Annotated in this window: 23 protein-coding genes; 7 read left to right on the top strand and 16 right to left on the bottom strand. The window is 69.5% G+C overall.

Features of this window, described 5'->3' with window-relative positions:
• The first annotated feature begins 10 nt into the window (after nt 1–10).
• Nucleotides 11–427, top strand: a complete 417-nt coding sequence (locus ACZ5BU_RS12315) for an HIT family protein (protein WP_465698127.1) — start codon at nt 11–13, stop codon at nt 425–427.
• On the opposite strand, the gene ACZ5BU_RS12320 is transcribed toward ACZ5BU_RS12315, so the two are convergent.
• Together ACZ5BU_RS12320 and ACZ5BU_RS12325 are read right to left on the bottom strand one after the other, a co-directional pair.
• Nucleotides 404–871, bottom strand: coding sequence for a GNAT family N-acetyltransferase (locus tag ACZ5BU_RS12320; RefSeq protein ID WP_465698129.1), 468 nt, complete (start codon nt 869–871; stop codon nt 404–406). The genes ACZ5BU_RS12315 and ACZ5BU_RS12320 overlap by 24 nt on opposite strands.
• A 130-nt stretch (nt 872–1,001) precedes the next feature.
• Entirely contained in the window at nt 1,002–1,559 is a 558-nt protein-coding gene (locus ACZ5BU_RS12325; RefSeq protein ID WP_465698131.1) for a HEAT repeat domain-containing protein, read from the bottom strand.
• 63 nt (nt 1,560–1,622) lie between these two features.
• On the opposite strand from ACZ5BU_RS12325, the gene ACZ5BU_RS12330 reads away from it, so the two are divergent.
• Nucleotides 1,623–2,624, top strand: coding sequence for a hypothetical protein (locus ACZ5BU_RS12330; RefSeq protein ID WP_465698133.1), 1,002 nt, complete (start codon nt 1,623–1,625; stop codon nt 2,622–2,624).
• Here the strand turns inward: ACZ5BU_RS12330 and ACZ5BU_RS12335 are convergent.
• From ACZ5BU_RS12335 to ACZ5BU_RS12365, 7 genes are all read right to left on the bottom strand, one after another.
• Nucleotides 2,621–2,848, bottom strand: a complete 228-nt coding sequence (locus ACZ5BU_RS12335) for a cold shock domain-containing protein (protein WP_465698135.1) — start codon at nt 2,846–2,848, stop codon at nt 2,621–2,623. The genes ACZ5BU_RS12330 and ACZ5BU_RS12335 overlap by 4 nt on opposite strands.
• A 7-nt stretch (nt 2,849–2,855) precedes the next feature.
• Nucleotides 2,856–5,633, bottom strand: a complete 2,778-nt coding sequence (gene acnA / locus ACZ5BU_RS12340) for an aconitate hydratase AcnA (protein ID WP_465698137.1) — start codon at nt 5,631–5,633, stop codon at nt 2,856–2,858.
• A 138-nt stretch (nt 5,634–5,771) separates the two neighbouring features.
• Entirely contained in the window at nt 5,772–6,977 is a 1,206-nt protein-coding gene (locus ACZ5BU_RS12345; protein ID WP_465698139.1) for a Fic family protein, read from the bottom strand.
• Between the two features lie 87 nt (nt 6,978–7,064).
• Nucleotides 7,065–7,997 carry an LLM class F420-dependent oxidoreductase gene (locus ACZ5BU_RS12350; RefSeq protein ID WP_465698141.1) on the bottom strand — a complete coding sequence of 311 codons (933 nt, stop codon included), beginning with the start codon at nt 7,995–7,997 and terminating at the stop codon, nt 7,065–7,067.
• 10 nt (nt 7,998–8,007) lie between these two features.
• Nucleotides 8,008–12,273 carry a hypothetical protein gene (locus tag ACZ5BU_RS12355; RefSeq protein WP_465698143.1) on the bottom strand — a complete coding sequence of 1,422 codons (4,266 nt, stop codon included), beginning with the start codon at nt 12,271–12,273 and terminating at the stop codon, nt 8,008–8,010.
• A gap of 36 nt (nt 12,274–12,309) precedes the next feature.
• Nucleotides 12,310–13,512, bottom strand: coding sequence for a class I SAM-dependent RNA methyltransferase (locus ACZ5BU_RS12360; RefSeq protein WP_465698145.1), 1,203 nt, complete (start codon nt 13,510–13,512; stop codon nt 12,310–12,312).
• On the bottom strand, nt 13,509–15,539 hold the full coding sequence (locus tag ACZ5BU_RS12365) for an APC family permease (RefSeq protein WP_465698147.1): 2,031 nt from the start codon (nt 15,537–15,539) through the stop codon (nt 13,509–13,511). Before ACZ5BU_RS12365 ends, ACZ5BU_RS12360 begins: the two co-directional genes overlap by 4 nt.
• A gap of 95 nt (nt 15,540–15,634) precedes the next feature.
• Here ACZ5BU_RS12365 and ACZ5BU_RS12370 point away from each other — a divergent pair, with 95 nt between their 5' ends.
• Genes ACZ5BU_RS12370 through ACZ5BU_RS12380 form a run of 3 tightly spaced genes read left to right on the top strand, consistent with a single transcriptional unit; the run spans nt 15,635 to nt 17,887 of the window.
• Nucleotides 15,635–16,297 carry a potassium channel family protein gene (locus ACZ5BU_RS12370; protein WP_465698149.1) on the top strand — a complete coding sequence of 221 codons (663 nt, stop codon included), beginning with the start codon at nt 15,635–15,637 and terminating at the stop codon, nt 16,295–16,297.
• A 10-nt stretch (nt 16,298–16,307) separates the two neighbouring features.
• Entirely contained in the window at nt 16,308–16,982 is a 675-nt protein-coding gene (locus ACZ5BU_RS12375) for a potassium channel family protein (RefSeq protein WP_465698151.1), read from the top strand.
• A 47-nt stretch (nt 16,983–17,029) separates the two neighbouring features.
• Nucleotides 17,030–17,887, top strand: coding sequence for a phosphotransferase (locus ACZ5BU_RS12380; protein ID WP_465698153.1), 858 nt, complete (start codon nt 17,030–17,032; stop codon nt 17,885–17,887).
• Here the strand turns inward: ACZ5BU_RS12380 and ACZ5BU_RS12385 are convergent.
• From ACZ5BU_RS12385 to dut, 4 genes are all read right to left on the bottom strand, one after another.
• Nucleotides 17,874–18,581: a DUF3159 domain-containing protein gene (locus ACZ5BU_RS12385; RefSeq protein ID WP_465698155.1), complete on the bottom strand. Its 708-nt coding sequence runs from the start codon at nt 18,579–18,581 to the stop codon at nt 17,874–17,876. The genes ACZ5BU_RS12380 and ACZ5BU_RS12385 overlap by 14 nt on opposite strands.
• Nucleotides 18,574–18,963 (bottom strand): OB-fold nucleic acid binding domain-containing protein, encoded by a 390-nt coding sequence (locus ACZ5BU_RS12390; protein WP_325035842.1) that lies wholly within the window; start codon nt 18,961–18,963, stop codon nt 18,574–18,576. The genes ACZ5BU_RS12385 and ACZ5BU_RS12390 overlap by 8 nt, the downstream gene beginning before the upstream one ends.
• A 19-nt stretch (nt 18,964–18,982) precedes the next feature.
• On the bottom strand, nt 18,983–19,627 hold the full coding sequence (locus ACZ5BU_RS12395) for a DUF3710 domain-containing protein (RefSeq protein ID WP_465698158.1): 645 nt from the start codon (nt 19,625–19,627) through the stop codon (nt 18,983–18,985).
• Nucleotides 19,628–19,714: 87 nt separating this feature from the next.
• Nucleotides 19,715–20,167 carry a dUTP diphosphatase gene (dut, locus tag ACZ5BU_RS12400; RefSeq protein ID WP_465698160.1) on the bottom strand — a complete coding sequence of 151 codons (453 nt, stop codon included), beginning with the start codon at nt 20,165–20,167 and terminating at the stop codon, nt 19,715–19,717.
• Between the two features lie 52 nt (nt 20,168–20,219).
• On the opposite strand from dut, the gene ACZ5BU_RS12405 reads away from it, so the two are divergent.
• Together ACZ5BU_RS12405 and ACZ5BU_RS12410 are read left to right on the top strand one after the other, a co-directional pair.
• The gene (locus tag ACZ5BU_RS12405) at nt 20,220–20,687 is read left to right on the top strand and encodes a DUF3093 domain-containing protein (RefSeq protein ID WP_465698162.1); all 468 of its coding nucleotides are present in this window, start codon (nt 20,220–20,222) and stop codon (nt 20,685–20,687) included.
• 33 nt (nt 20,688–20,720) lie between these two features.
• Nucleotides 20,721–21,047, top strand: a complete 327-nt coding sequence (locus tag ACZ5BU_RS12410) for a DUF4235 domain-containing protein (protein ID WP_465698164.1) — start codon at nt 20,721–20,723, stop codon at nt 21,045–21,047.
• Between the two features lie 88 nt (nt 21,048–21,135).
• Here ACZ5BU_RS12410 and ACZ5BU_RS12415 read toward each other — a convergent pair whose 3' ends face one another.
• From ACZ5BU_RS12415 to ACZ5BU_RS12425, 3 genes are all read right to left on the bottom strand, one after another.
• Complete coding sequence (locus tag ACZ5BU_RS12415; protein ID WP_130379292.1) at nt 21,136–21,435, bottom strand: DUF4193 domain-containing protein; 300 nt, start codon at nt 21,433–21,435, stop codon at nt 21,136–21,138.
• Between the two features lie 306 nt (nt 21,436–21,741).
• Nucleotides 21,742–22,536: an inositol monophosphatase family protein gene (locus tag ACZ5BU_RS12420; protein ID WP_465698166.1), complete on the bottom strand. Its 795-nt coding sequence runs from the start codon at nt 22,534–22,536 to the stop codon at nt 21,742–21,744.
• A 76-nt stretch (nt 22,537–22,612) separates the two neighbouring features.
• The gene (locus ACZ5BU_RS12425) at nt 22,613–23,698 is read right to left on the bottom strand and encodes a ferrochelatase (RefSeq protein WP_465698168.1); all 1,086 of its coding nucleotides are present in this window, start codon (nt 23,696–23,698) and stop codon (nt 22,613–22,615) included.
• Nucleotides 23,699–23,714 lie beyond the last annotated feature (16 nt).

Here is a 23,714-nt window from a genome sequence, read left to right on the forward strand (position 1 = left end):
GTTGATCGGCGTGGCTGACTGCTTGTTCTGCTCGATCATCGCGGGTTCGACGCCTGCGCAGATTGTCCTGGACACCCCGGAGGTCGTGGGTTTCCTCGACGTCCGGCCGGTGTTCAAGGGGCACACGCTGATCGTGCCGCGGACCCACGTTCCGACGCTGGTCGAGCTGTCTGACGAACTGACCGTGCCGCTGTTCGGCGCGGCCCGCTCGGTCGCGGCCGCGGTCCGGACCGCGTTCGACGCGCAGGGGTCGTTCGTTGCCGTGAACAACGTCGTGTCGCAGTCGGTGCCGCATCTCCACGTCCACGTCGTACCTCGCACGAAGGGCGACGGGTTGCGCGGTTTCTTCTGGCCACGCACGAAGTACGCCGACGCCGCCGAGGCGGAGGAGTACGCCGGGAAGCTACGCGCCGCGCTTGCCGATTAGCTCGTACTCCACCTGCGGCAACGGGTTGCCGTCGCCGAAGTCCCTGGTCTGCGTCGCCCCGGTCTCGACGAAGCCGCACTTGGTGTAGAACCGGCGGGACTGCGGGGTGTCGCGCAGGGTCCACAGGTGGATGCGGTCGTACCCGTCGGCGCTCAGTTGGCGCAGGGTCGCCTCCATCAGCGCGACCGAGACGCCACTCCCCCAGCCGTCGGGATGCGTGTAGAAGCTGTGGATCTCGGCGAACCCCGGCCGAGCCTCCGACGGCCCGGACCACGACATAGCCAGCGGCCGATCCCCCGCGAACCCGAGCATCACCAGCCCGTCGCCCGCCGCCAACCGGTCGTGCCACCGGCTCAGCCGGCTCTCGATCCCTTCGCGCGCAACCTCCTCGGAGAAGAACGGCGCGTACGCCGCGCCCCACGACGCGGCATGCACCTCCCCCACCGCCACCCCGTCCGCCGACGTAGCCGGCCGAGCCGAGATCGCACCGCCCGAAACCGAGGAGGCGGGGGTGCTGCGCGAGGCCTCGGCGGTGGAGGTGCCGTCCGATGCGGGGGTGGTCGGCCTTGGTTCGTCAGTGGAGGGGGCGGTCAAGGCGGGTCTCCAGGTTGGTGAAGGCTCGTTCTACGGCGGCTCGGACGGTTTGGTCAGGGTCCTCGGCGAGGGGACGGATTGCTTCGGCGTGCTCGTACTCGCCTGCGGCGCCGACCGCGCGTACGGCGGCGGCACGGACGCGCGGCAGCTCGTGGTCCAGGAGCGGAAGGAGCGCGTCGACCAACTGCCCGAGCTCACGTTGGGCGGTGATCTTCGCGACGTGTTCCTGCACCCGCCACGCCGGATCGCCCGCCGCCTTCAGCAGTACGTCGACGAGGTCGTCGCGCCACACGTACAGGAACACCCGGGCAGCCCACACCCGGATCCAGTAGTAGTTGACCGGATCGACCGGCTGCTTCCACCCGCCCGGGTTGTCCGACCCGGTGATCGCCACCAGCTTCGGCAACTCGGCATCGTATGCCTCCTCCCCCGAGATCGCCCCGGTGAGGAACGCGACGCACCAGTCGATGACGGTGTCCTCGCCGTACCGCGCACACGCGGCCCGCACCACGTCCCGCGGCGACTCCCTCTCGCTCATGCCGACCAGTAAACCGCGCCCCGCCGACAAAACTTCGACCCCGCGGCCTGATTACGGTGTCGCATGGCCCGCGGACGACTGCTCGACCCGACGTCGGACGAATACCGGCTGATCGCGGGATTGATCAGCTCGGCGCACCGTACGGTCGGGGCGGCCGATTCGCACTGGTGGAACCACCGGATCGGTGTGCTCCCGAGGCTCAGCCGGATCCGCAGCCAGGTGGAGCTGGACGGTACGATCTCGCTCCACCCGCGCCACGTCATCGCGGCGCTGCAACGCAACGGAGCCGGCGATCTGCGGGCGTCGCGTGATGCGTCGTACGAGGTGGTCCGCGGGGCGTTGCGGCTGGTGGGTCCGGCCGAGGTGAAGCGGACGCCGGACCAGCCGCTCGATCAGGCGCTGCCGGTGAACGAGCGGGATCTCGATCATGCGCTGACCGCGTACCGCGCGTCCGAGATCACCCAGTACGCCATGGCCCAGAACGCGATGCCGTACCTCGGCACTCCTTTCGAGCCGACGACTTTCGAGCCGACGACGCACACCGTCGCGGTACGCGGTCTGGTGGACCGTCTCGCGGAGGCTTGTGACCGCCCGCGGGACGGCGTGGCAGACGAACTGCTCCGTAGTCCGAAGCACGGCCGCTGGATCGCCGCGATCGCCATGGTCGCCGAGTCGGAGCGGCCTGGACTACTCGATGCGATGGAAGCGGACGGGCGCGACGTCGACTTGGTGGAGGAGCATCGCGCCGCCGGGCGGCAGTGGGCCCGGCTGGGTGCGGCACGGGCTGTCACGAGCCCGACCGCGGAAACGTCGGCCTATCAGATCGGCCGGGACACCGGCGGATTGCTCGCAGTTGCGGAAAAGGCTGCGGCCGAGGCCGCAGCCGCGGAGTTCGAGGAGCTCGAGGGTTTCGAGTCGCCGGCCGAGAAGTCCGCTGCTCGCGAGCCCAGTCCTGCCGAGGTACTGGGCGCGCAGGCGCCGCCTCGCGCCGCGCCGAGCGGCGCAGTCACCGGTGCTCAGACGACCCGCAACGCTGAGCGGACCGACAACCACCTCGGCCGCTAAGGCTGGGCCTGGACCCAGGTTGCGCGGTAGTCGTAGCCGTCCTGGCCTGGGTGTTCCCAGCGGAGCTGCACCTTTGCGCCAGGGGTGAGTGCCCGGTAGCCCTCGGCGTCGATGACCGAGAAGTGCGTCCAGCAGCCGCCGGGCGTACTGGGGCTGTCCAGGACGCCCCAGCCTTCCTCGTCGAACCAGGTGCGGACGACGGCATCATCCGCACCTGTGCTCATGCTCGTGTCAGCCCGCGATCAGCGAACGGAGGACGTACTGCAGGATGCCGCCGTTGCGGTAGTAGTCCGCCTCGCCAGGCGTGTCGATCCGGACCACGGCGTCGAACTCCTTCACGCCGCCGTCGGGCGAGGTCGCCTTGACGTGGACGGTGCGCGGGATGGAGCCGTCGTTCAGCGCGGTGACGCCGGTGATGTCGAACGTCTCCTCGCCGGTCAGGCCGAGGGACTCGGCGTTCTCACCCTCCGGGTACTGCAGCGGGACGACGCCCATGCCGATCAGGTTCGACCGGTGGATGCGCTCGAAGGACTCGGTGATGACGGCCTTCGCGCCGAGCAGCGCCGTACCCTTGGCCGCCCAGTCGCGGGACGAGCCCGAGCCGTACTCCTTGCCGGCCAGGATCACCAGCGGGGTGCCCTGCTCGGCGTACGCCTGGGCCGCGTCGTAGATCGTGGTGACCGGCGCGTCGTCCTTGGTGAAGTCGCGGGTGAAGCCGCCCTCGGTACCCGGCGCGATCTGGTTGCGCAGCCGGATGTTCGCGAACGTACCGCGGATCATCACCTCGTGGTTGCCGCGGCGGGAACCGTACGAGTTGAAGTCCTTCCGGTCCACACCGTGCTCGGCGAGGTACTTGCCGGCCGGGCTGTCGGCCTTGATCGAACCGGCCGGCGAGATGTGGTCGGTGGTGACCGAGTCGCCCAGCTTCGCCAGCACCCGGGCGCCGGCGATGTCGGTGACCGGCGACGGGTCCTTCGCCATGCCGTCGAAGTACGGAGGCTTCCGGACGTACGTCGACTCGGCGTCCCAGGCGAAGGTCTTGCCCTCCGGCGTCGGCAGCGACTGCCAGCGCTCGTCACCGGCGAACACGTCCGCGTAGTCCTTCGCGAACATCTCCTTGTTGATCGAGCTCGCGATCGTCCGCTCGACCTCGTCGGCACTCGGCCAGATGTCCTTCAGGAACACGTCGTTGCCGTCGGTGTCCTTGCCCAGGGCATCGGTCTCGAAGTCGAAGTCCATCGTCCCGGCCAGCGCGTAGGCGATCACGAGCGGCGGGCTCGCCAGGTAGTTCATCTTGACGTCGGGGTTGATCCGGCCCTCGAAGTTGCGGTTGCCGGACAGCACCGAGACGACGGCCAGATCGGCTTCCTGAACGCCGGCCGAAACCGCCTCGGGCAGCGGGCCGGAGTTGCCGATGCAGGTGGTGCAGCCGTAACCGACCAGGTGGAAACCGAGCTTCTCCAGGTACGGCGTGACGCCGGCCTTGTCGTAGTAATCGGTGACGACCTTCGAGCCCGGCGCGAGCGACGTCTTGACCCACGGCTTCGACGCCAGGCCCTTGTCGACCGCGTTCTTCGCCAGCAGCGCGGCGGCGAGCATGACCGACGGGTTCGACGTGTTGGTGCAGGAGGTGATGCTGGCGATCACGACGTGGCCGTGGTCGAGCTCGATCTCCTGGCCGTCCAGGCTGATCTTGGTCTTCTTCGACGGGCGGCCGTTGCCACTGCCGTGCGGCACGTGCGGCTCGTCGTTCACGTTGCCGTGACCGTTCGGCGCGTCGCTGGCCGGGAAGCTCCCGGTCTCCGACGGGTCGACCTCCAGTTCCTCGGTCGCGTAGTCGGTCAGCGCACCGCGGAAGGCTTCCTTGGCCTCGCTCAGCGCGACCCGGTCCTGCGGCCGCTTCGGGCCCGCGATCGACGGCACGACCGTCGACAGGTCGAGCTCGAGGTACTCCGAGAAGCGCGGCTCGACCTCGGGGTTGTGCCACAGGCCCTGCTCCTTGGCGTAGGCCTCGACGAGCGCGACCTCGTCGTCGCCGCGGCCGGTGAGGCGCAGGTACTCCAGCGTCACGTCGTCGATCGGGAAGATCGCGCAGGTGGAGCCGAACTCCGGGGACATGTTGCCGATCGTGGCGCGGTTCGCCAGCGGGACGGCCGCGACGCCGTCGCCGTAGAACTCGACGAACTTGCCGACCACGCCGTGCTTGCGGAGCATCTGGGTGATCGTCAGCACGACGTCGGTCGCGGTCGCACCGGCCGGCACGGACCCGGTCAGCTTGAAGCCGACGACCTTCGGGATCAGCATGCTGACCGGCTGGCCGAGCATGGCGGCCTCGGCCTCGATACCGCCGACGCCCCAGCCGAGCACGCCGAGACCGTTCACCATGGTGGTGTGGCTGTCGGTGCCGACACAGGTGTCCGGGTACGCCTGGCCGTTGCGGACCATCACCGTACGGGCCAGGTGCTCGATGTTCACCTGGTGCACGATGCCGGTACCCGGCGGGACGACCTTGAACTCGTCGAACGCGGTCTGGCCCCAGCGGAGGAACTGGTAGCGCTCGCGGTTGCGCCCGTACTCGAACTCGACGTTGCGCTCGAACGCGTCCGGCGTACCGAAAACGTCGATGATCACCGAGTGGTCGATGACCAGCTCGGCCGGTGCCAGCGGGTTGATCTTGGTCGGGTCGCCGCCCAGCTCACCGACCGCCTCGCGCATCGTGGCCAGATCGACCACGCACGGCACGCCGGTGAAGTCCTGCATGATCACCCGCGCCGGGGTGAACTGGATCTCGGTGTCCGGGGCCGCGTTCTGGTCCCAGTTGCCGAGCTTGGTGATGTGCTCGGCGGTGATGTTCGCGCCGTCCTCGGTGCGCAGCAGGTTCTCCAGCAGGACCTTCAGCGAGTACGGCAGCGTGTCCGCACCCTCGATGCCCGCCAACCTGAAGATCTCGTACGACTGCCCGTTGACCTCGAGTGCCCCTTTGGCACCGAAGCTGTCGACGCTCGCCATCAACCTGCTCCTCTGTCCAGTCCCGTGTCCGCTACGGCCCATCCTGCCGAGCCCGCTGCCCGCCCACGAGGTCAGGTCCCCCTAACCTCGGACCAGCAAACTCTCTCGACATCAAGATACACGACATCGAGCCAACTTTCAGTGCGCGGCGGCCTCGATCCTGACCGCCAGATCCGCCAGCTCGTCCAGGAGCTCCACCGCACCCCACACCTGATTCCGCGTCCGCGCTGTCAGTGGCCGGATCACCCCGGCCACGTGCAGCCGCTCGATTCCGGCGTACACACTGCTCGTCGCGCCACCGATCGCTTCCTCCGCGTCGCTCGCCGAGAAGATTGGCGCCCCGATCAGCCGGTCGAGCAAGCGATCCGCCGCGCTACCCCGCCGTACCGCGACCTCACGCCGCCATCGGGGCTGCATACCGGCAATCCGCGACGCCGACACCTGCGCCTCGCGGGCGGCGATCACAGAGGCCGTGGTGAACGACCGCACAATCGGCTCGATCCGGCCCTCGCGGTATTCCCCGAGTACGTCGAAGTATTCGGCACGCCGCGCTACCAAGGCCGACGCCAGCGGAACGACGACCCGTCGCGTCACCCCGCGGCGTCGCAGAACGGTGTTGATCAGCGCGCGCCCGATCCGTCCGTTCCCGTCGGTGAACGGATGGATCGACTCGAACTGGGCGTGGACGATCGCGGCCTGCGTCAGCACAGGCAGGTCGGTGCGGTTCGCGAATGTCACCAGATCGGCCATGTATTCCGCGACCGTCTCCGGCGCCGGCGGTACGTAGACGGCATTCCGCGGCGAGTGGTCGCTGCCGCCGATCCAGTTCTGCATGTCGCGGAACCGGCCCGCGTAGGCACTCTCCGAGGGGTCGTCGAGCATCAGCGCCAGATGTGCCATCAGGATCATCGAGACCTCGAGATCCGCTCCGGTGCCCACCGAGCCGATGAGGGCAGCCAGCGCAGCGGTCGAGGCCGCCATCGACGTCGCCGACGGATTCGATCTGATGCCGTGCAAGGCGCGCGCATAGTCGTCCACCGATGCATCGACATGCTCGATCTTCGACGAGGCGACCGACTCGGTGCGCAGCAACAGCGTCTCTAGAGCCGCGAGCTCCGCGCCGTGCGAGTGGTCCAGCGCCGCGATCTCCAGTACGCAGGCCTCCATCGCCGCGAGCAACTGCCCGTCGAGCCGCGGTTGGCGGTGCGCGATGAGCGGCGGACGCATCGTCGCGACTTCGGTCAACATGCGATCCGCCGCCGTGCCGCCGCGGGCGCGCTGGCGCCACGGACGGACCTCCGGTACGTGGGGTGGCCACGCCCACGCGGCTTGCCCAGAGTTCATCGACGCTCCTCAAGTCGGAACATCGTGCTCAATATTCCGACTTGAGGAGCATAACTCAGACTTGCCGCAAGCAATTCCGACTTGGCGTCACGAAACCTGGGGAAGGACTTCGGAGGCGATCAGGTCGAGGTGGGCGAGGTCGTGCAGGTCCATGATCTGGACGTACTGGCGGTCCGAGCCGGCGGCGGCGTACTGGCCCAGCCGATCGACGACCTCCGCCGGCGTGCCGGCGATGCTGTTCGCTTTGAGGTCCTCGACGTCGCGGCCGATCGCCTCGGCCCGCTGCTTAACCTCCGCATCATCCTTGCCGACCACGACCGTGTGAGCTGTGGACAGTGCGAGGGTCTTCGGGTCGCGGCCTGCTTCGGTGCAGGCTGCCTGGACGCGCTTGAACAGCGTCGCGGTCTCCTCGACGCTCCGGAAGCCCGCGTTGAACTCGGCGGCGTACTTCGCGGCCAGCGCCGGCGTGCGCTTCTTGCCCGCGCCGCCGACGATGATCGGCGGGTGCGGCTGCTGCACCGGCTTCGGCAGCGCCGGCGAGTCGGAGAGCTGGTAGTGCTTGCCGTCGAAGGCGTACTTCTCTCCAACCGGCGTGTCCCACAGCCCGGTGATCAGTTCGAGCTGCTCGGTCAGCAGGTCGAACCGCCCGGGGGTGTCCGGGAAGTCCAGCCCGTACGCCTTGTGCTCGGCCTCGTACCAGCCGGCGCCCAGCCCGAGCTCGGCGCGGCCGCCGCTCATCTGGTCGACCTGCGCGACCGAGATCGCGAGCACGCCGGGGTTGCGGAAGGTGGCCGAGCTGACCAGCGTGCCGAGCTTGATCCGCTTGGTCTCCCGGGCCAGCCCGGCGAGCGTGATCCACGAGTCCGTCGGCCCCGGCAGCCCGTCGGAGTCGCCCATCACGAGGTAGTGGTCGGAACGGAAGAACGCGTCGAACCCGTTCTCCTCCGTCTTGCGCGCGACGACGAGAAGGTCGTCGTACGACGCGCCCTGCTGCGGTTCGGTGAAGATCCTCAGAAGCATGGCGCCCACGCTATCTCGCGCTGGTGTACAACTTTTCCAGGTACGACGGTTGCCACTGCGGGCCGCGGTTGTACAGCCGGCGTACCAGCCCGTCGACGTCCAAGCGGTCCTCGACCGAGTTGTCCCACCAGTCCGGAATCTGGTCGTACCACCGGTCGATCCGCAGCGTCCGCCCGGCCGCGTCGATCCGCGCGAACAACCAACCGCCCTGCTCGCTGTTCGCCTCCGCCAGCCATAGGTCCCCGAGCAGCTCGCTGAGCCGGTCCGCGGCGAACTCCGGGTCGTCCACCTCCGGCGGTTCCAGATCGAACCGGTACGACGGCGCCTTCGGATCCAGCACCTGCACCTGGATCGTGAACCCCGACGGCACGATCGCCGTCCGCGCCCGGCACCAGGCCCGCAACTCCTGCTCCGCCGCCGACACCTTCGGCCGGGGCCGCGGCCGCTCGACCTCGGCCCGCATCGCCTCCTCGAGCGACCCAGCCTCCGGCACGACCCTAGGCCCATCTGCACCAACCAGGCCACCCAGCCCCGGCACAACCATCGCAGCAGCCGCAGCCGGTACGCCGTTCCGGGATCCGCCGTACGACGGCCCTACGTTATCCGCACGCCTCGCCTGCCCCGGCTCATCATCGAACCCGACAGCCTCGACCTCCCCGATCGCGTCGTCGTCGACAACAGGAACGAACCCGGTCGGCGTCTCGTCCTCTTCGTCCCCCACCAACCCACTCGAGCCCAACCATCCGGGCGCATCGGCAACCGGGTCGGACTGGGGCACCGGCTCGGGACGCGGCATGAGCTCCGGTCCAGGCTGCGGATCCGGTTCGGGCTCAGGCCTCGGAAGCGGCTCGGGCTCGGGTTGTGGGGCCGGGTCCGGCTCGGGCTGGGGTACTGGCTCGGGGCCTGGCTCCGGGAACGGCTCAGGCAGGGGCTCGGGCTCCGGACGCGGCACCGGCTCGGGCTCCGGCCGAGGAACTGGTGACGGCTCCGGGTCTGGACCAGGCGTGGGCACCGGACCGGGGGTGGGCGCCGGGCCGGGCGTGGGCGCCGGGCCGGGCGTTGGTTCTGGGCCGGGGGTTGGTTCGGGGCCGGGGGTTGGTTCGGGGCCGGGGGTTGGTTCAGGAGTGGGGCCGGGGGGTGGGCCTGGGATGGGTTCTGGACCAGGCGTCGGGCCTGGACCAGGAACTGGCGGCGCAGGTTCCGGCCAGGGCGCCGGACGTGGCTCGGGCTGCGGCCACGGCTCGGGTCGAGGCTGCGGCCACGGTTGCGGCTGGGGATAAGGCTCTACCTGAGCTTCAACGTCATACCCACGCCCCCGAACCTCCCCAGGCGCCCGGAAGACCTCATCCTCATCGTCGTCCGGCCCCACAGCCCCGACCGCCTGCTCCACTCCGGTCCCGCCGGCTGCTGCCTCCGCGCCGGACACACCCGACGGGTAGCCCACCATCGGAGCTCGCTCTACGCCGGGCGCCGGACCCTCTTCCGACAGGGTGGGTACAACCGGGATCTCGGCAGTCTGGTCATCCGCGTCCGCGTCTCCCGACGCGACTCCGGGCGAACTCGAAACGCCCTGCTGCCCGTCACGCTCGCGCAGCTGGCGGTCACGCTCGCGCAGGTGGTCGCCGAACTGGTCGCCGGGTTCGGGCATCTGATCGACGGGCCCGGCTGTCCCACGGCCGGAGCCCGCAGGCTCACCGACGTCGTCATACCGAGGCCTGGTCGGCTCGTCCAACCCGCGCCCGGCCGACTGGTCCAACCCGCGTGCCGTCGGCTCGGCGTACCCCTGCCCGGCCCGCTCGTCGGACCCACGCACGGTCGACTCGTCGAACCCGCGCCCGGCCGACTGGTCCAACCCGCGTGCCGTCGGCTCGGCGTACCCCTGTCCGGTCCGCTCGTCGGACCCACGCACGGTCGATTCGTCGAACCCGTGTCCGGTCGGCTCGTCCAGCCCGCGTGCCGTCGGTTCGTCGTACGCGCCACCGGTCGGTCCGCCGAACCCACGTCGCGTCGGCTCGTCGGCCCTGCTCCTGGTCGGCTCTTCATACGCGCGCGCCATCGGCTCGGCGAACCCGTGACCGGTCGGCTCGGCGTACCGGCGTGCCGTCGGCTCGTCCGCCCCGCGCGGGGTCGGGTCGTCGTACGCGCGGCCCGTTGGCTCGGCGTATGCGGGGGCTGTTGGCTCGGCGGACGCGGGTGCTGTTGGCTCGGCGTGGGGGTGGGCTGGGGGGTTGGCTTGTGCGTAGCTCGTCGGGGCGGGGGGTGTTGTCTGAGCGGTCGGTGGTTCGGTGGGGGTTACGGGTGCGAAGGGGGACGGGCCGGTGAAGGAGGCCAGGTCTTCTTCCGGGTCGGCCGCGGGTTCGGGGTCGAGGACCGCGGCGATTTCGGCTGTCGGTGCATCGTCGTCCTCGAGGTCGAGGACGGAGCCGGCCGGCGAGCCCTGCGGCGCCTCGTCGTCGGGCTGAGCGGGCGCCGCCGGCGCGAACGGCGAGTTGGCAGGTACCTCGTCGTCGTCCGCCGTGCGTACGAACGGTGAGTAGGCGGGTGCCTCGGTGTCATGCACCGTGCCTGCGAACGGCGAGCCGGCCGGGACCGACGACGCTGCGTCCGAGGCAGACTGCTCGTGAGACGCACCGCCGGCCGCCTGGTCGAGCGCAGGCGCGGCTGGGTCGGGCCCAGGTTGTGCGGGCGCGGACGGCGCGAAGGGTGAGGCGTCGCGTGCCCTGGGATCGGGGGCGAACGGTGAAACTGCGCGTACCTCCGGATCGGCGGCGGCCGGTGAGCCCGCCGGGGCCTCGGTAGCTGCAGCGGAGGCTCGGCCTTCTACCCATTCGCCGTTGATCCAGCGCGGGCCGGTCCACTCGGCGGCCGGTGGGTTGGTGTCGTCGGCGAAGGGGGTGTACTCGCTGGTGGGTTCCTGGTCGGGCCAGGAGGGTTGTTCGGTGGTTTCCCAGTCCTGGTCGGGGGCGGGCGTCGCGGCGGCCGGAGCGTCGGCGAAGAGGCTGTTGTAGAAGTCGTCGCCTTCGTACACGCCGCCGCCTACGCGTGGCGGTTCCGAGGACGGCAGGGTGTGGTCGTACGCCGGCAGCGGGCTCGAGAAGGCCGAGCCAGGCGCAGGTTGACGACCCGCGGAGTCTCCAGGCGCGGGCGTCTGGCTGTACGCGCTCGGGTGCTGAGGCGACGCGCCGTCGGCGTCGGGGGCAGCACCCGGGTGCTGCGGAGCCGTCTCCGGGTACGGCTGGGCCGGCCGCATCGGGAGGCCCGAACTGGGGGTGTCGTCCGGGATGTACGTGCCGGGAGCGGCCGGATCATGGCGCGGTGGAGCGATCGGCTCGGGCTCGGGCGCCTGGTCGTGCTTGCGACGCCGGAGCCAGCCCTGCCGCTTCGGGGTGACCCCGTAGTCGTCGGACCGGTCCGCCGGGAACCCGAGGATCTCGTCGCCCGAACCAGCCTCCTCGTACGGCGCGGGCTCGGCATACCCGGGGCTGTCGATGGGCTGGCCGGTGAAGGGGCTGATGCCTGGCGGGACTACGACGGATTCCTCGTCCTCCGGCGGCGGGTTCTCTCCGGTCACGGGAGGTTCAACGACCGAGACCTCGGCTGTGTCAGGGTCTTCGGCGAAACTTGCCGGTTCTGCAAAGTTTCGGGTGAAATCCTCCGCCGCGGCCGAACCAGCCAGCAGGTCGGGCTGCAGCGGCGACCGCGGGTCGATCTTGAAGTGCGCGAAGAACGCCCCGAGCGCCTCCGGCGACAGTCCAGGAGCGGATGCGGCCCGGATCAGCTCCACGCCGTACGGACGGAGCTCGTCCAGCCCACCGAGGTAGTCGGCCCACTCCGCGACCCACTCGATCATCTCGTCGGCGGCGGCCTCGTCGGAGGTGATCCACTCCCCGATCGGCGCGAACCCGTCGTCGACCGGCTGCCACGGATCCCCCGGGTAGGAGGCCCGCGCCCAGGTCGCGTTGAACGCGCCGTACACGAACCCGAGCTCACCGGCCGCCTGCCGCTGCCGCACCTCCGGCTGCCCGATCCAGTCCGGCGACCCGGCGAGCAGGTCCTCACCGGCGGTCTGGCTGTGCTGCGTGTGGAATCCCCACAGCACGGCCCGCCCGTCCGGGAGCCGGGTCATCCGCAGTACGGAGGCGGTCTCGTCCTGGTGGTGGTACCCGTCGGCGTCGGCGTACCACCGGCGGTCGAAGCCCGTGGCATGGGCGACCGCGGCGAGTGCGGTCCAGCGGGCGCGCAACTCCTCCGGGTCGTCCAGGTCAACGAGCGGCATCAGGTCTCCAGCGCAGTTGGAATCCGTGTCCAGACGCTACCCGAGGCCTCCCCCGCTGACCACTTCACTGTCCACAGGCTCAAGTACGGCGACGCACTCGATGTGGTGGGTCATCCCGAACAGGTCGAACGCCCGCAGCGACGCGATCCCGTACCCGAGCCGCCCGAACGTCTTCAGGTCCCGCGCCAGCGCCGCCGGGTCGCAGGCGACGTACGCGATACGGCGCGGCCCAAGCGCCGCGATCCGCCGTACGACGTCCTTGCCGGCCCCGGTCCGTGGCGGGTCGAGGACGACGAGGTCCACGTGCTCCAGCCCCTGGCCGGCCGCCTGGTTGAGCACCCGGTCGACGTCGCCGTTCTCGAGTGTCACGCCGTCGAGGTCGTGCAGGTTGCGCCGGGCGTTCCGGACTGCGTCCTTGTCGCCCTCGATCGCGAGCACCGCACAACCGGCCTCGGCCAGAAACGCAGCGAACAGCCCCACGCCCGAGTAGAGATCAAGCGCGGTCTCACCCGGAGCAGGCTCCAGCCCGCTCAATACGGCGTCCACCAGCGTCTCAGGCGCCGCCGGGTGGACCTGCCAGAAGCCTCCGGCCTCCACCAGGAACCGCCGGTCCCGGACTACCTCGACCAGCCGCTCTCCCGGGTCCTGATCCGTCTGTACGGCGGTCTTCCCCTCCGACGACACCACGGCCTGCACGGAGGACACCCCCGGCCACCGCGTATCCAGTACGTCAGGAGTCCCCGGATGCGCGATCAGGCACCGGTCGATCGGGATCAGGTCGTGCGAGCGGTGCGCGTACATCCCGGGCCGTCCGTCGACGACGGCGTACCGCATCCGCGTCCGCCAGCCGAGCCCGTCGTCGCCGGGCGACTCCATCACCACGGTCCGCTCGATACCGCCGATCCGCCGCAGCGTGTCCGACACGACGGTCGCCTTCAGCCGCCGCTGCTCGACGATGTTCGCGTGCTGGAAGTCACACCCGCCACACAGACCTGGACCCGCGTACGGGCACGGCGGGTCGACCCGCTGCGGCGACGGTGCCAGTACGGACACCGCGTCGGCCCGCAGGTACTTCGCGGTCTGCTCCGTGATCCGGGCGTGCACCAGCTCGCCCGGCAGCGCGTGCCGGACGAACACCACCTGCCCCTCGTGCCTAGCGACGCAGTGTCCCCCGTGCGCGACTGGACCTACCTCCAGCTCGACTACCGTCCCGACCAGACTGTTGTTCTCGTCTGTCACCGATCTCCTGACGACTTGCGGGCACCGCGCCGTACCTGGCCGGCCACCCGTTCCACCCGGTCCTGCCGCTCCTCGGCCCCCTGCGACGAGAGCAGCTGGTAAGGAACGGACGTAACCATCACACCAGGTGTGAACAAGAGGCGCCCCTTCAGCCGCAGTGCGCTCTGGTTGTGCAGCAGGTGCTCCCACCAGTGCCCCACGACGTACTCCGGGATGTAAACCATCACCACATCGCGCGGCGACTGCCGCCGGATGTCGCGGACGTACTGCAGGATCGGCCGGGTGATCTCACGGTACGGCGACGCCAGCCGCTTGAGCGGTACCGGGATGGAGTGGCGGTCCCAGTCGGCCTGGAGCGCGTCGGCTTCGTCCCGGTCGACGTCGACCGTGATCGCCTCGAGCGTGGAGGGCCGGGCCGCCTTCGCGAAGGCGAGCGCGCGGAGCGTCGGCTTGTGCAGCTTGGACACGAGCACGATCGAGTGCACCCGTGAGGGCAGCGCCAACGTCTCGTCACCCTCGACGGCCATCTGCCTACCGACCGTGTCGTAGTGCCGGCGGATGCCCTTCATCAGCACGAACAGCACCGCCATCGCGATGATCGCGATGTACGCACCGAGCAGGAACTTGGTCAGCAGTACGACGATCAGCACGATCCCGGTACACGTCAGGCCGATCGCGTTGATCACGCGGGACCGCATCATCTGCGCCCGCTTGCCCGGATCCTGCTCGTCCCGCAGCAGCCGGGTCCAGTGCCGGACCATGCCCGTCTGGCTGGTGGTGAACGAGACGAACACCCCGACGATGTACAGCTGGATCAGCCGGGTCACCTCGGCGTTGAACGAGACGATCAGGACGATCGCGAAGCCGGCCAGGATGATGATCCCGTTGCTGTACGCGAGCCGGTCGCCGCGGGTGTGCAGCTGGCGCGGCAGATAGCCGTCGCGGGCCAGGATCGAGCCGAGTACGGGGAAGCCGTTGAAGGCGGTGTTCGCAGCCAGTACGAGGATGACGCCGGTCGCCGCCGCGACCAGGTAGAAGCCGGGCGAGAAGTGGTCGAAGATCCCCTTCGCGAGCTGGCCGATCACCGGATCCTGGCTGTACCCGTCGCCGACCGGCACCCCGTCCCGAAGCAGCTGCGTGGCCGGGTCCTCGGCGAACCGCACCTTCATCACGTTCGCCAGCACCACCACGCTGATCACCATCGTGATCGAGATGGAGCCGAGCAGCGCCAGGGTGGTCGCGGCGTTCCGGCTCTTCGGCTTCTTGAACGCCGGTACGCCGTTGCTGATCGCCTCGACACCGGTCAGCGCGGCACAGCCCGAGGAGAACGCCCGCAGGATCAGGAAGGACATCGCCAGCCCGCTCGCGCCATGGGCGAACTGGTGCTCGGCCGCGATGTCGAGGCCGGCGCTCGACGCGTCCGGCAGGTGGCCGAACAACAGCCGCCCGAAGCCCCAGGCAGCCATCCCGAGGATCGTGAACATGAAGATGTACGTCGGGATCGCGAACGCGGCGCCCGACTCGCGGACCCCTCGCAGGTTCATCGTGGTGAGGAACAGCACCGCGATCACGGCCGCCTCGGCCTGGTGCCCGTCGAGCGCCGGGATCGCCGATGCGGCGTACTGCGCCGCCGACGAGATCGATACCGCGACAGTCAGGACGTAGTCGACCAGCAGCGCACTCGCGACGGTCAGGCCGGCGGTCGGACCGAGGTTGACCGTGGCGACCTCGTAGTCACCGCCGCCCGACGGGTAGGCGTGCACGTTCTGCCGGTAGGACAGTACGACGATGACCAGGACGACCGCGACGACGAGCGAGATCTTCCAGGAGATCGTCAGCGCGGCGAGGCCTGCGATCGACAGGGTCAGGAAGATCTCGTCGGGGGCGTACGCGACCGACGACAGCGCGTCGCTCGCGAACACCGGGAGGGCGATGCGCTTGGGCAGCAGGGTCTCACCCAACTGGGTGCTGCGCAGTTTGCGACCGAGCAGCAGCCGTTTGCCGATATCGCCTAGAGCGGGAGTCACAACGGTGATGTTAGAGGTCCCGCCAGGTCGGTGTAGCGTCTATCCCTGCCGAACCGAGCCAGTGGCCCCTGTCCGGGGCAAGGAGTGATCACCAGGTGCACGTTGTCATCATGGGCTGCGGCCGCGTCGGGTCGATGCTCGCTCGCGGTCTGGAGAAACGCGGACACACGGTCGCCATCATCGACCAGTCCGCGGACGCGTTCCGCCGGCTGAGCCCGTCGTACACCGGCCGGACGATCGTCGGCATGGGCTTCGATCGGGAGGTGCTGATCGAGGCCGGGATCGAGGACGCCGAGGCGTTCGCCGCGGTCTCGAACGGCGACAACTCGAACATCCTGGCCGCCCGGGTGGCGCGCGAGACGTTCGGCATCTCCAACGTGGTCGCCCGGATCTACGACCCGGGCCGCGCCGAGGTGTACCAGCGGCTCGGCATCCCCACCGTCGGTACCGTCCGCTGGACCGTCGACCAGATGATGCGCCGGCTGCTCCCGGAAGGCTCCGAGCCCGAGTGGCGGGACCCGTCCGGCACCGTCCGGCTCGCCGAGGTGCACGTCCACGCGGACTGGATCGGCCGGCCCGCGTTCGACATCGAGAAGGCGACCGGCGCGCGGGTCGCGTTCCTGACCCGGCTCGGCGAGGGCCTGCTGCCGAAGGCCGACACCGTCATCCAAGAAGGTGACCTGGTGCACGTTGTGATGCTGGAGCGGGACGCCGCCACGATCGAGTCCCAGCTCGGCACCAAACCTGAAGAGGCCTGAGGGAGCTGTGATGCGGGTTGCCATCGCCGGAGCCGGGAACGTCGGACGATCGATCGCCGGCGAACTGCTCGAGAACGGCCACGAGGTACTGCTGATCGACAAGGATCCACGCGCGATCAAGGCCGAGTCCGTACCACGCGCCGAGTGGCTGCTCGCCGACGCGTGCGAGCTGTCCTCGCTCGAGGAGGCAGCCCTGCAGCGCTGCCAGGTCGCGATCGCCAGCACCGGCGACGACAAGGTCAACCTGGTCGTCTCGCTGCTCGCCAAGACCGAGTTCGGCGTGCCCCGTACCGTTGCCCGGGTCAACCACCCGCGCAACGAGTGGATGTTCAACGAGGCCTGGGGCGTGGACGTGTCGGTGTCCACCCCGCGGATCATGTCCGCCCTCGTCGAGGAAGCCGTCTCGGTCGGCGACCTGGTACGCCTCTTCACGTTCCGCCAGGGCGACGCCAACCTGGTCGAACTCACCCTCCCCGAGGACTCCCCGATGATCGGCCAACGCGTCGGCGACGTCGACTGGCCCCTCGACACCGCCCTGGTCGTCATCCTCCGCGAGGGCCGGGTCCTCCGCCCCGACCCGGAAGGCACCCTCGAACTCAACGACGAACTCCTCTTCGTCGCCGCCGACGAAACCGAGGAACAGCTGGAGGCAATGCTCTCCCCGCACCACCAGCGCACCGACTGATTTATTCGGAGGTTTGTGGGGGCGGTCGCGGGTAGGGTCCCGGGATTGTGGAGACGTTGGAGGTTGCGCGGGCGGTCGGGGCTGCGGAGTGGGTTGCTGCCTCGGCCGGGTTGGACGTCGGGGATGTGGTTGTTCTTCACAACTCGAACAAGTTGGCGTTGCGGTTGACGGCCTGTGACGTGATGGCTCGGGTTGCTCCGTTGGGGCAGGAGGTTGCTGAGCTCGAGGTCGAGATCGCCCAGCGGCTTGCAACCGTCGGCGCTCCGATAGCGGCGCTGGAGCCTCGGGCCGAGCCTCGGGTGTACGTACGTGACGGGTTTGCGGTGACGCTGTGGACCTACTACGAGCCTGCGGCAGCTCCGGTGGCGGCAGCCGACTATGCGAAGGCGCTCGAGCGGCTGCACGCCGGGATGCGTGAGGTTGACGTGGCCGTGCCGCGGTTCACGGATCGGGTCACGGAGGCCGAGGAGATCGTTGCGAACGAAGAGCGTTCGCCGGAGCTCGGCGACGACGACCGGGTGTTCCTCAACGGACGGCTGAAGGATCTGCGAGAGGCGATCGAGGGCAAGCTGACCACGGAGCAGGTGCTGCACGGTGAGCCGCATCCGGGGAACCTGCTCAGTACGACGAGCGGCCCGCGGTTCATCGACTGGGAGACGTGTTGCCGGGGGCCGGTCGAGTTCGATCTGGCACACGTTCCCGCGGAGGTCTGCGAACACTACCCGGGCATCGACCACGGACTGCTCGACGACTGCCGCCAACTCGTACTCGCGTTGGTCGCCGCCTGGCGCTGGGACCTCGGCGACCAGTTCCCGAACGGGAAGTACTTCGGCGACGAACTCATCCGGCTGCTCCGGGCCGGTGCGCCCTGGCCGACTCTCGACGAGATCGTCAAGAGTCAGTAGAGGATCCAGCGCGTTCTTCGGGCTTGTTCTCGGGCTTGGTGCCGCGGAGGAGGTGGGCGAAGTTGTCCTTGACCTCGTCCCACTTGTCCGCCGGCATCGACGCGCGGAGTACGGCGTACGCGGCCCACAGGGTGACGGCGTAGAACGGGAGACCGAGCCCGATCTTCGCGATGCCGAGAGCGTTGACGTTGTGCGCGAGGTACAGCGGCACCATGATCACCAGGCGGATCGCGACCTGGCTGGCGAACACGATCGTGACGCGGTTCAGGCCGCGGAACAGGACCGGGTCGTTGCGCCAGGCGAGCCACGTCTGGGTGATCACGCCGTACAGCAGGCCGAACAGCGGGTACCGGGTCACGATCGTCACGAAATACAGCACGCCGTAGCCGGCGTTCAGCAGGATGCCGGGCAGGAAGGCGTCCTGGGCCTGGCCGGTGTGGTGCGCGGTCCAGGCGGAGATCAGGACGCCGATGAACCCGGCGATCACGCTGGCGATCGGCTTGCGCCGGATCAGCCGGTACAGCGCCACGACAGCGGCGGCCGAGATCGCGACGATCAACGCGAGCTTGAGGTTGTGGTCGCTGAACCCGTACACCAAGGTGAACGCGATCCACGGCAGACCGACGTCGACCATCATGCCGACCCAGCTGCCGATGCCCTTCGACGCGGCGGGCGCGGGTGCGGGCTCAGCCATGGGCTTCTTGGGGCCGGAGCTCGTAACGCGGGTTGAACATCACCCGGTCGCCGTCGACGACACCGATCCGGCCGGAGGCGATCAGCTCCGAGCCGGCGTGGATGCCGCCGATCTTGCGGCGGCCGAGCCAGATCAGCTTGACCGTGCCGGTTCCGTCGTACAACTCACCCTCCAGTGCCGGTACGCCGCCGCGCGGGCTGAACGTGATGGTGCGCAGCGTGCCGTACAACGTGACGAGTTCGCGGTCGTGGCAGCCGGTGATGGAACGCGCGCCACAGTCCTGCGCGAAGTCCTGGAGGACCTCCGCGTCCTGCTGATCGCGGTCCCCGGCCAGACCGCGGAAGGCACGCTTCCACAGCCCCTCGGGTTTGTTGCTGCCCATGGTCTCGAGTGTAGTCCGGTCAGGCCTGCTCGGCGTCGTTCGGCTGGGCGCCCTCGGGCAGCCGCAGCGGCAGCGACTCGCGGACCGCCATCGGCTCGTTCCCCCGGACGACGATCACGTTGCGGAGCGTGTCGATCATCGGCTCGGCGGCGTCCGGCTCGACCGCGGCGCGGCCCAGCACGGTGGCGCGGAGCAGCCAGCGCGGGCCGTCCACGCCGATCACGCGGGACGTCTGGCTGAAGACCTGACCTTCGGGGTCCTCGACCGGCACGACCAGCAGCAGCTCGGTACCGAACGGGCCTTCGGTCTCGGTCGCCGTACCGCCCATCTTGGCGGCCTCGCCGACGATCTCCTCCCGGACCTCGTCCCAGATGCCGGCGGTCTTCGGCGCCGCGAACGCGCGCAGCTCCAGCGCGGAGTCGTCCCGCATCAGCAGCACCGCCTGAACCACGCCGCTCTGCTCGTCGACCTGCAGCCCCAGCTCCATGCCGGGCATCCCGGCGACCCGCAACGCGCCCAGGTCGATCCGGTCGTCGGCCTCCAGGTCGGCGGCCTCGACCTCGGTCGAGTCGAACGGGCCTTCGGCGCGGGCGTCCGGCGTGGTCTCCTCGACGGTCTCGCTCGTCTCGGGCTCGTCGTTCTTGCCCTTACGGCGGAAGATCACTGCTGTTGCCTACTTCCTTGATATTGGTACGGGCGCTGACACCGCGCCGTAGTCTCGCGCATCCGACAGGTCAACGGGTGCACCTGCTCAGCGTGTCACATCTCCGAAACCGCCGGTCGACCCGTGCCCCTGATCGCCGCGCGCGGAACCCGGCAGCGTGGTCACCTCGACGAACCGGGCCTTCTCCACCTGCTGGACGACGAGCTGCGCGATCCGGTCGCCACGCCGTACCGTCACCTCGGTCGCGGGGTCGAGGTTGATCAGGTTGATCTTGATCTCCCCGCGGTACCCGGCGTCGACGGTCCCAGGGGCGTTGACGATCGAGACGCCGTGCTTCGCGGCCAGCCCGGAGCGTGGGTGCACGAACGCGGCATACCCGTCCTGGAGAGCGATCGCGATGCCGGTGCCGACCAGGCCGCGCTCCCCCGGTTTCAGGGTCAGGTCGGCGGCCGCCACCAGGTCCGCGCCGGCGTCGCCGGGGTGCGCGTAGGACGGCAGCGGGAGGTCGGGGTCGAGTCGCTGGATGAGTACCTCGGTCACAAGAGGCGACCCTATCGAGCGGCCCGCGTGGACCACATGCCAGGCTGGTCCTGTGGTCCTGGAACAAAGTACGTATCGCGAGAGTCTGCGGGTGCCGGTGTCATGGTGGATCATCGCCGCCGCCGCCGTGATCACCCTGTTCGTCATCGTGGCGGTGCCGGTCGGCACGATCGCCGGCGCGGTCGTCGGCGGGCTCGCCGCGGTCCTGCTGCTGGCGTTGTTCCTGCGGTACGGCGGGGCGCGCGTCGAGGTCGACGAGCAACACCTCCGGGCCGGGCGGGCCGAGATCGACCGTACGTACCTGGGCGACGTCGAGGCGCTGACGGGTGACGCCGCGCGGAACGCGTTCGGCCGGGACTGCGACCCGAAGGCGTACCTGGTGCTGCGCAGCTACCTGCCCGGCGCGGTCCGGGTCCAGATCACCGACCCGGGCGACCCGGCGCCGTACTGGCTGATCGCCACGCGGCATCCGGACCGGTTGGCTGCCGCCCTGAGCGGGCACAGCGTGGGAAGATCCTGACTGTCGGCAGTCGTCTTCTGAGGAGGGTTTGCAGTGGTCGGAGCGAAGATCGGCTGGAAGCTGGTACAGGCCGCGTTCACGATCGTGGTCGGCCTGGCCGCGAGCAAGGCGGTCAGCACGGCCTGGAAGCTGGGTTCGGGCGGCAAGCCGCCGAAGGACGGCCAGGGCGAGTACCTGGAGGTCATGAGCTGGGCCGCCGCGAGTGCCGCGGCCGCCGCCGCCGCGAAGCTGTTCGCGGAGCGCCGCGCCGCCGCGTACTACCTGAAGTCCACGGGCCACGCGCCGCCCGGCTACGTCCAGGACGCCACGGCCCGCCTGATCAAGGGCACCGACACGGGCCTGGTCAAGAAGCCGGACTGAGACCTGGCGAGACGCACAACAGCGGGACCTCCCCACCTTTCGGTGGGACGGTCCCGCTGTGCGTTGTACCGAAGAAGGGCCCTACCGGTCAGGCTGCGCAGTCGCGGCAGATGAGCTGTCCGTTCTTCGTCTCGGCGAGCTGGCTACGGTGGTGAACCAGGAAGCAGCTCGAACAGGTGAACTCGTCGGCCTGCCGGGGAAGGACCCGGACCGCCAGCTCCTCGTGGCTCAGGTCAGCGCCGGGCAGCTCGAAGCTCTCCGCGGCCTCGGCCTCGTCCTCGTCGACCTTGCCGGAGTTCTTGTCGTGACGGCGTGTCTTCAGCTCCTCGATCGACTCTTCGGAAGCGTCCTCGTCCGTCTTGCGCGGGGCGTCGTAATCAGTCGCCATGGTGTTTCCCTGCCCTCTTCGTACCCGTGGTGTTGCCTGCTGAGCCCTGAACGGGTGGAGCGGCCGAGAAATTCCGCGTCGGCGCACCGCGCTGAATCTTCGTCCCCCGAAACCCTTGACAGCCAGGCCGGGATCGGCAATCACCGTTCCCGAGGACGGGATTGTGCCCTATAAAGGCCCGCAATGCACGACTGGGTCCATGGTGTGACCCGCGTGTCGCCACAAATGTCAGGACCGAACACCAGAATGCTCGTTAGTGCTCGGTACTGCGCAGAAACGAACACTCAGAGGACTCTGGGCCCTTGCCTAGGCGCGTAGCGGGTCGGTCGCTGCCAGCAAGTCGTGGAAGGGGTCGAAGAGGGCCGGGGTCGCCGCGATCGACATCTCCGGTGACACCGGTGCGCCGTGCAGCCCGCCGACCCGCGCCCCGGCCTCGGCCGCGATCAGCGCGCCGGCTCCGTAGTCCCACGGGTTCAGCCCGCGCTCGAACACCGCGTCCAGCCGGCCGCAGGCCACGTAGCACAGGTCGATCGCGCCGACCCCGATCCGGCGGATGTCGCGGACCTTCGTGATCAGGTGCTGGATCACCTCGGCCTGCACCTGCCGGCGGGCCGGGTCGTACCCGAAGCCCGTACCGACCAGCGCCTTGGCGAGCTCGGTCTCACCCGACACCCGGATCGGCTTGCCGTCGGCGAACGCGCCGCCGCCCAGCGTCGCGGTGAACACCTCACCCTTCGGCGCGTCCACGACCACCCCGGCGACCGTCCGGCCGTCCACCTCGACGGCGATCGAGACGGCGTACGTCGGGATGTCGTACAGGTAGTTGACCGTGCCGTCGATCGGGTCGACCACCCAGCGCACCCCGCTGGTACCGACCACGTCGTCGCCCTCCTCGCCGAGGAACGAGTCGTCCGGCCGGGCCTTCAGCACCCGGGCGCGGATCAGCTCCTCGGACTCGCGGTCGACCGCGGTCACCACGTCGGTGATCGTGCTCTTGGTGTCGGCGACGGTGATCGTGCCGCGGCGGCGCTCCACGATCAGGTGCGCGGCCTCCTCCGCCACGTCGACCGCAAGCTTCAGCAACTCGTCCGGGAAACTCATCGACGTCCTCACTTCGTTCCGGGCGCCGATGAGGCACGAGAGACGCTGTGTTGGATGGTTCGTTCGCTTCGCTCTCTCACGCGGTTTCCTTCTGGGATGTCGGTCGGCGGAGAGGTGGGCAGCAGTCGTGGCGGCAGTCGTCCCAGGCCGGGCCGAGCTTGCCGGCGCACGGGCGGTCCGGCTGCTCGCCGCGCTCGGCGGCGGCCCGTTCGACCACCAGGTCGCGCAGCATCGTGACGAACTTCGGGTCGGTCCCCGGGGTCGCGGCCCGCGCCATCGGCAGCCCGAGCTTGTCGGCGGTCTTCGCCGCCTCGGTGTCGAGGTCGTAGATGACCTCCATGTGGTCGCTGACGAAGCCGATCGGTACGACGGCCACGCCCGGCTGCCCGTCGGCGGCGAGCGCCTCGAGGTGGTCGTTCACGTCGGGCTCCAGCCACGGCACCTGCGGCGGCCCGGACCGCGAGCAGTAGACCAGGTCCGTACGGCGCTGCCGGCCGGTGCGGCGCTCCAACTCCGCGGTGATCTCCGCGGCGACGTCGTTGTGCCAGTCGAGGTACCCGTTCCCGTCCGGGCAGCTGGTGGCGTTCATCGTGGTGGGGATCGAGTGCGTCACGTACGCGATCGCCGACCCCTCCGGGAGTTTGCTCAGCGCCTCGGCGGTCGACTCGACGAACGAGGAGACGAAGCCGGGGTGGTTCGCGTAGTGCCTGAGCTTGTCGATCCGCGGCGCGTCCGGGACCTCGCGCGCGGCATCCTCCAGGTTCTCCCGGTACTGCCGGCAGCCCGAGTACGACGGGTACGCGGACGTGACGATCACCACGGCCCGGCGCACCCCGTCGGCAGCCATCTCGCGCATCGTGTCGGTCAGGTACGGCGCCCAGTTGCGGTTGCCCCAGTAGATCGGCAGGTCCAGCCCGATCTCGTCGAACGACTCCCGCAACGCCGCGAGCAGCGCCCGGTTCTGGTCGTTGATCGGGCTCTTGCCGCCGAACGCGTAGTAGTGCTCGCCGACCTCCTTCAGCCGCTCGTCCGGGATCCCGCGGCCGCGGGTCACGTTCTGCAGGAAGGGGAGCACGTCCTCGGGCTTCTCGGGTCCACCGAAGGAGAGCAGCAGGACGGCGTCGTACGGAGCAGTGTCGATCGGGGCTGCAGCTGGCGACATAATCCAAGCTTCTCAG

It is taken from the genome of Kribbella sp. NPDC031520 (genome assembly GCF_055580825.1).

Coding starts and splice junctions, on each gene's coding strand:
- ACZ5BU_RS12425 (WP_465698168.1), bottom strand. CDS start 23,698: ATGTCGCCAGCTGCAGCCCCGATCGACACTGCTCCGTACGACGCCGTC.
- ACZ5BU_RS12390 (WP_325035842.1), bottom strand. CDS start 18,963: ATGGGCAGCAACAAACCCGAGGGGCTGTGGAAGCGTGCCTTCCGCGGT.
- ACZ5BU_RS12415 (WP_130379292.1), bottom strand. CDS start 21,435: ATGGCGACTGATTACGACGCCCCGCGCAAGACGGACGAGGACGCTTCC.
- ACZ5BU_RS12385 (WP_465698155.1), bottom strand. CDS start 18,581: ATGGCTGAGCCCGCACCCGCGCCCGCCGCGTCGAAGGGCATCGGCAGC.
- ACZ5BU_RS12375 (WP_465698151.1), top strand. CDS start 16,308: ATGCGGGTTGCCATCGCCGGAGCCGGGAACGTCGGACGATCGATCGCC.
- ACZ5BU_RS12330 (WP_465698133.1), top strand. CDS start 1,623: ATGGCCCGCGGACGACTGCTCGACCCGACGTCGGACGAATACCGGCTG.
- ACZ5BU_RS12335 (WP_465698135.1), bottom strand. CDS start 2,848: ATGAGCACAGGTGCGGATGATGCCGTCGTCCGCACCTGGTTCGACGAG.
- acnA (WP_465698137.1), bottom strand. CDS start 5,633: ATGGCGAGCGTCGACAGCTTCGGTGCCAAAGGGGCACTCGAGGTCAAC.
- ACZ5BU_RS12420 (WP_465698166.1), bottom strand. CDS start 22,536: ATGAGTTTCCCGGACGAGTTGCTGAAGCTTGCGGTCGACGTGGCGGAG.
- ACZ5BU_RS12350 (WP_465698141.1), bottom strand. CDS start 7,997: ATGCTTCTGAGGATCTTCACCGAACCGCAGCAGGGCGCGTCGTACGAC.
- ACZ5BU_RS12355 (WP_465698143.1), bottom strand. CDS start 12,273: ATGCCGCTCGTTGACCTGGACGACCCGGAGGAGTTGCGCGCCCGCTGG.
- ACZ5BU_RS12345 (WP_465698139.1), bottom strand. CDS start 6,977: ATGAACTCTGGGCAAGCCGCGTGGGCGTGGCCACCCCACGTACCGGAG.
- ACZ5BU_RS12325 (WP_465698131.1), bottom strand. CDS start 1,559: ATGAGCGAGAGGGAGTCGCCGCGGGACGTGGTGCGGGCCGCGTGTGCG.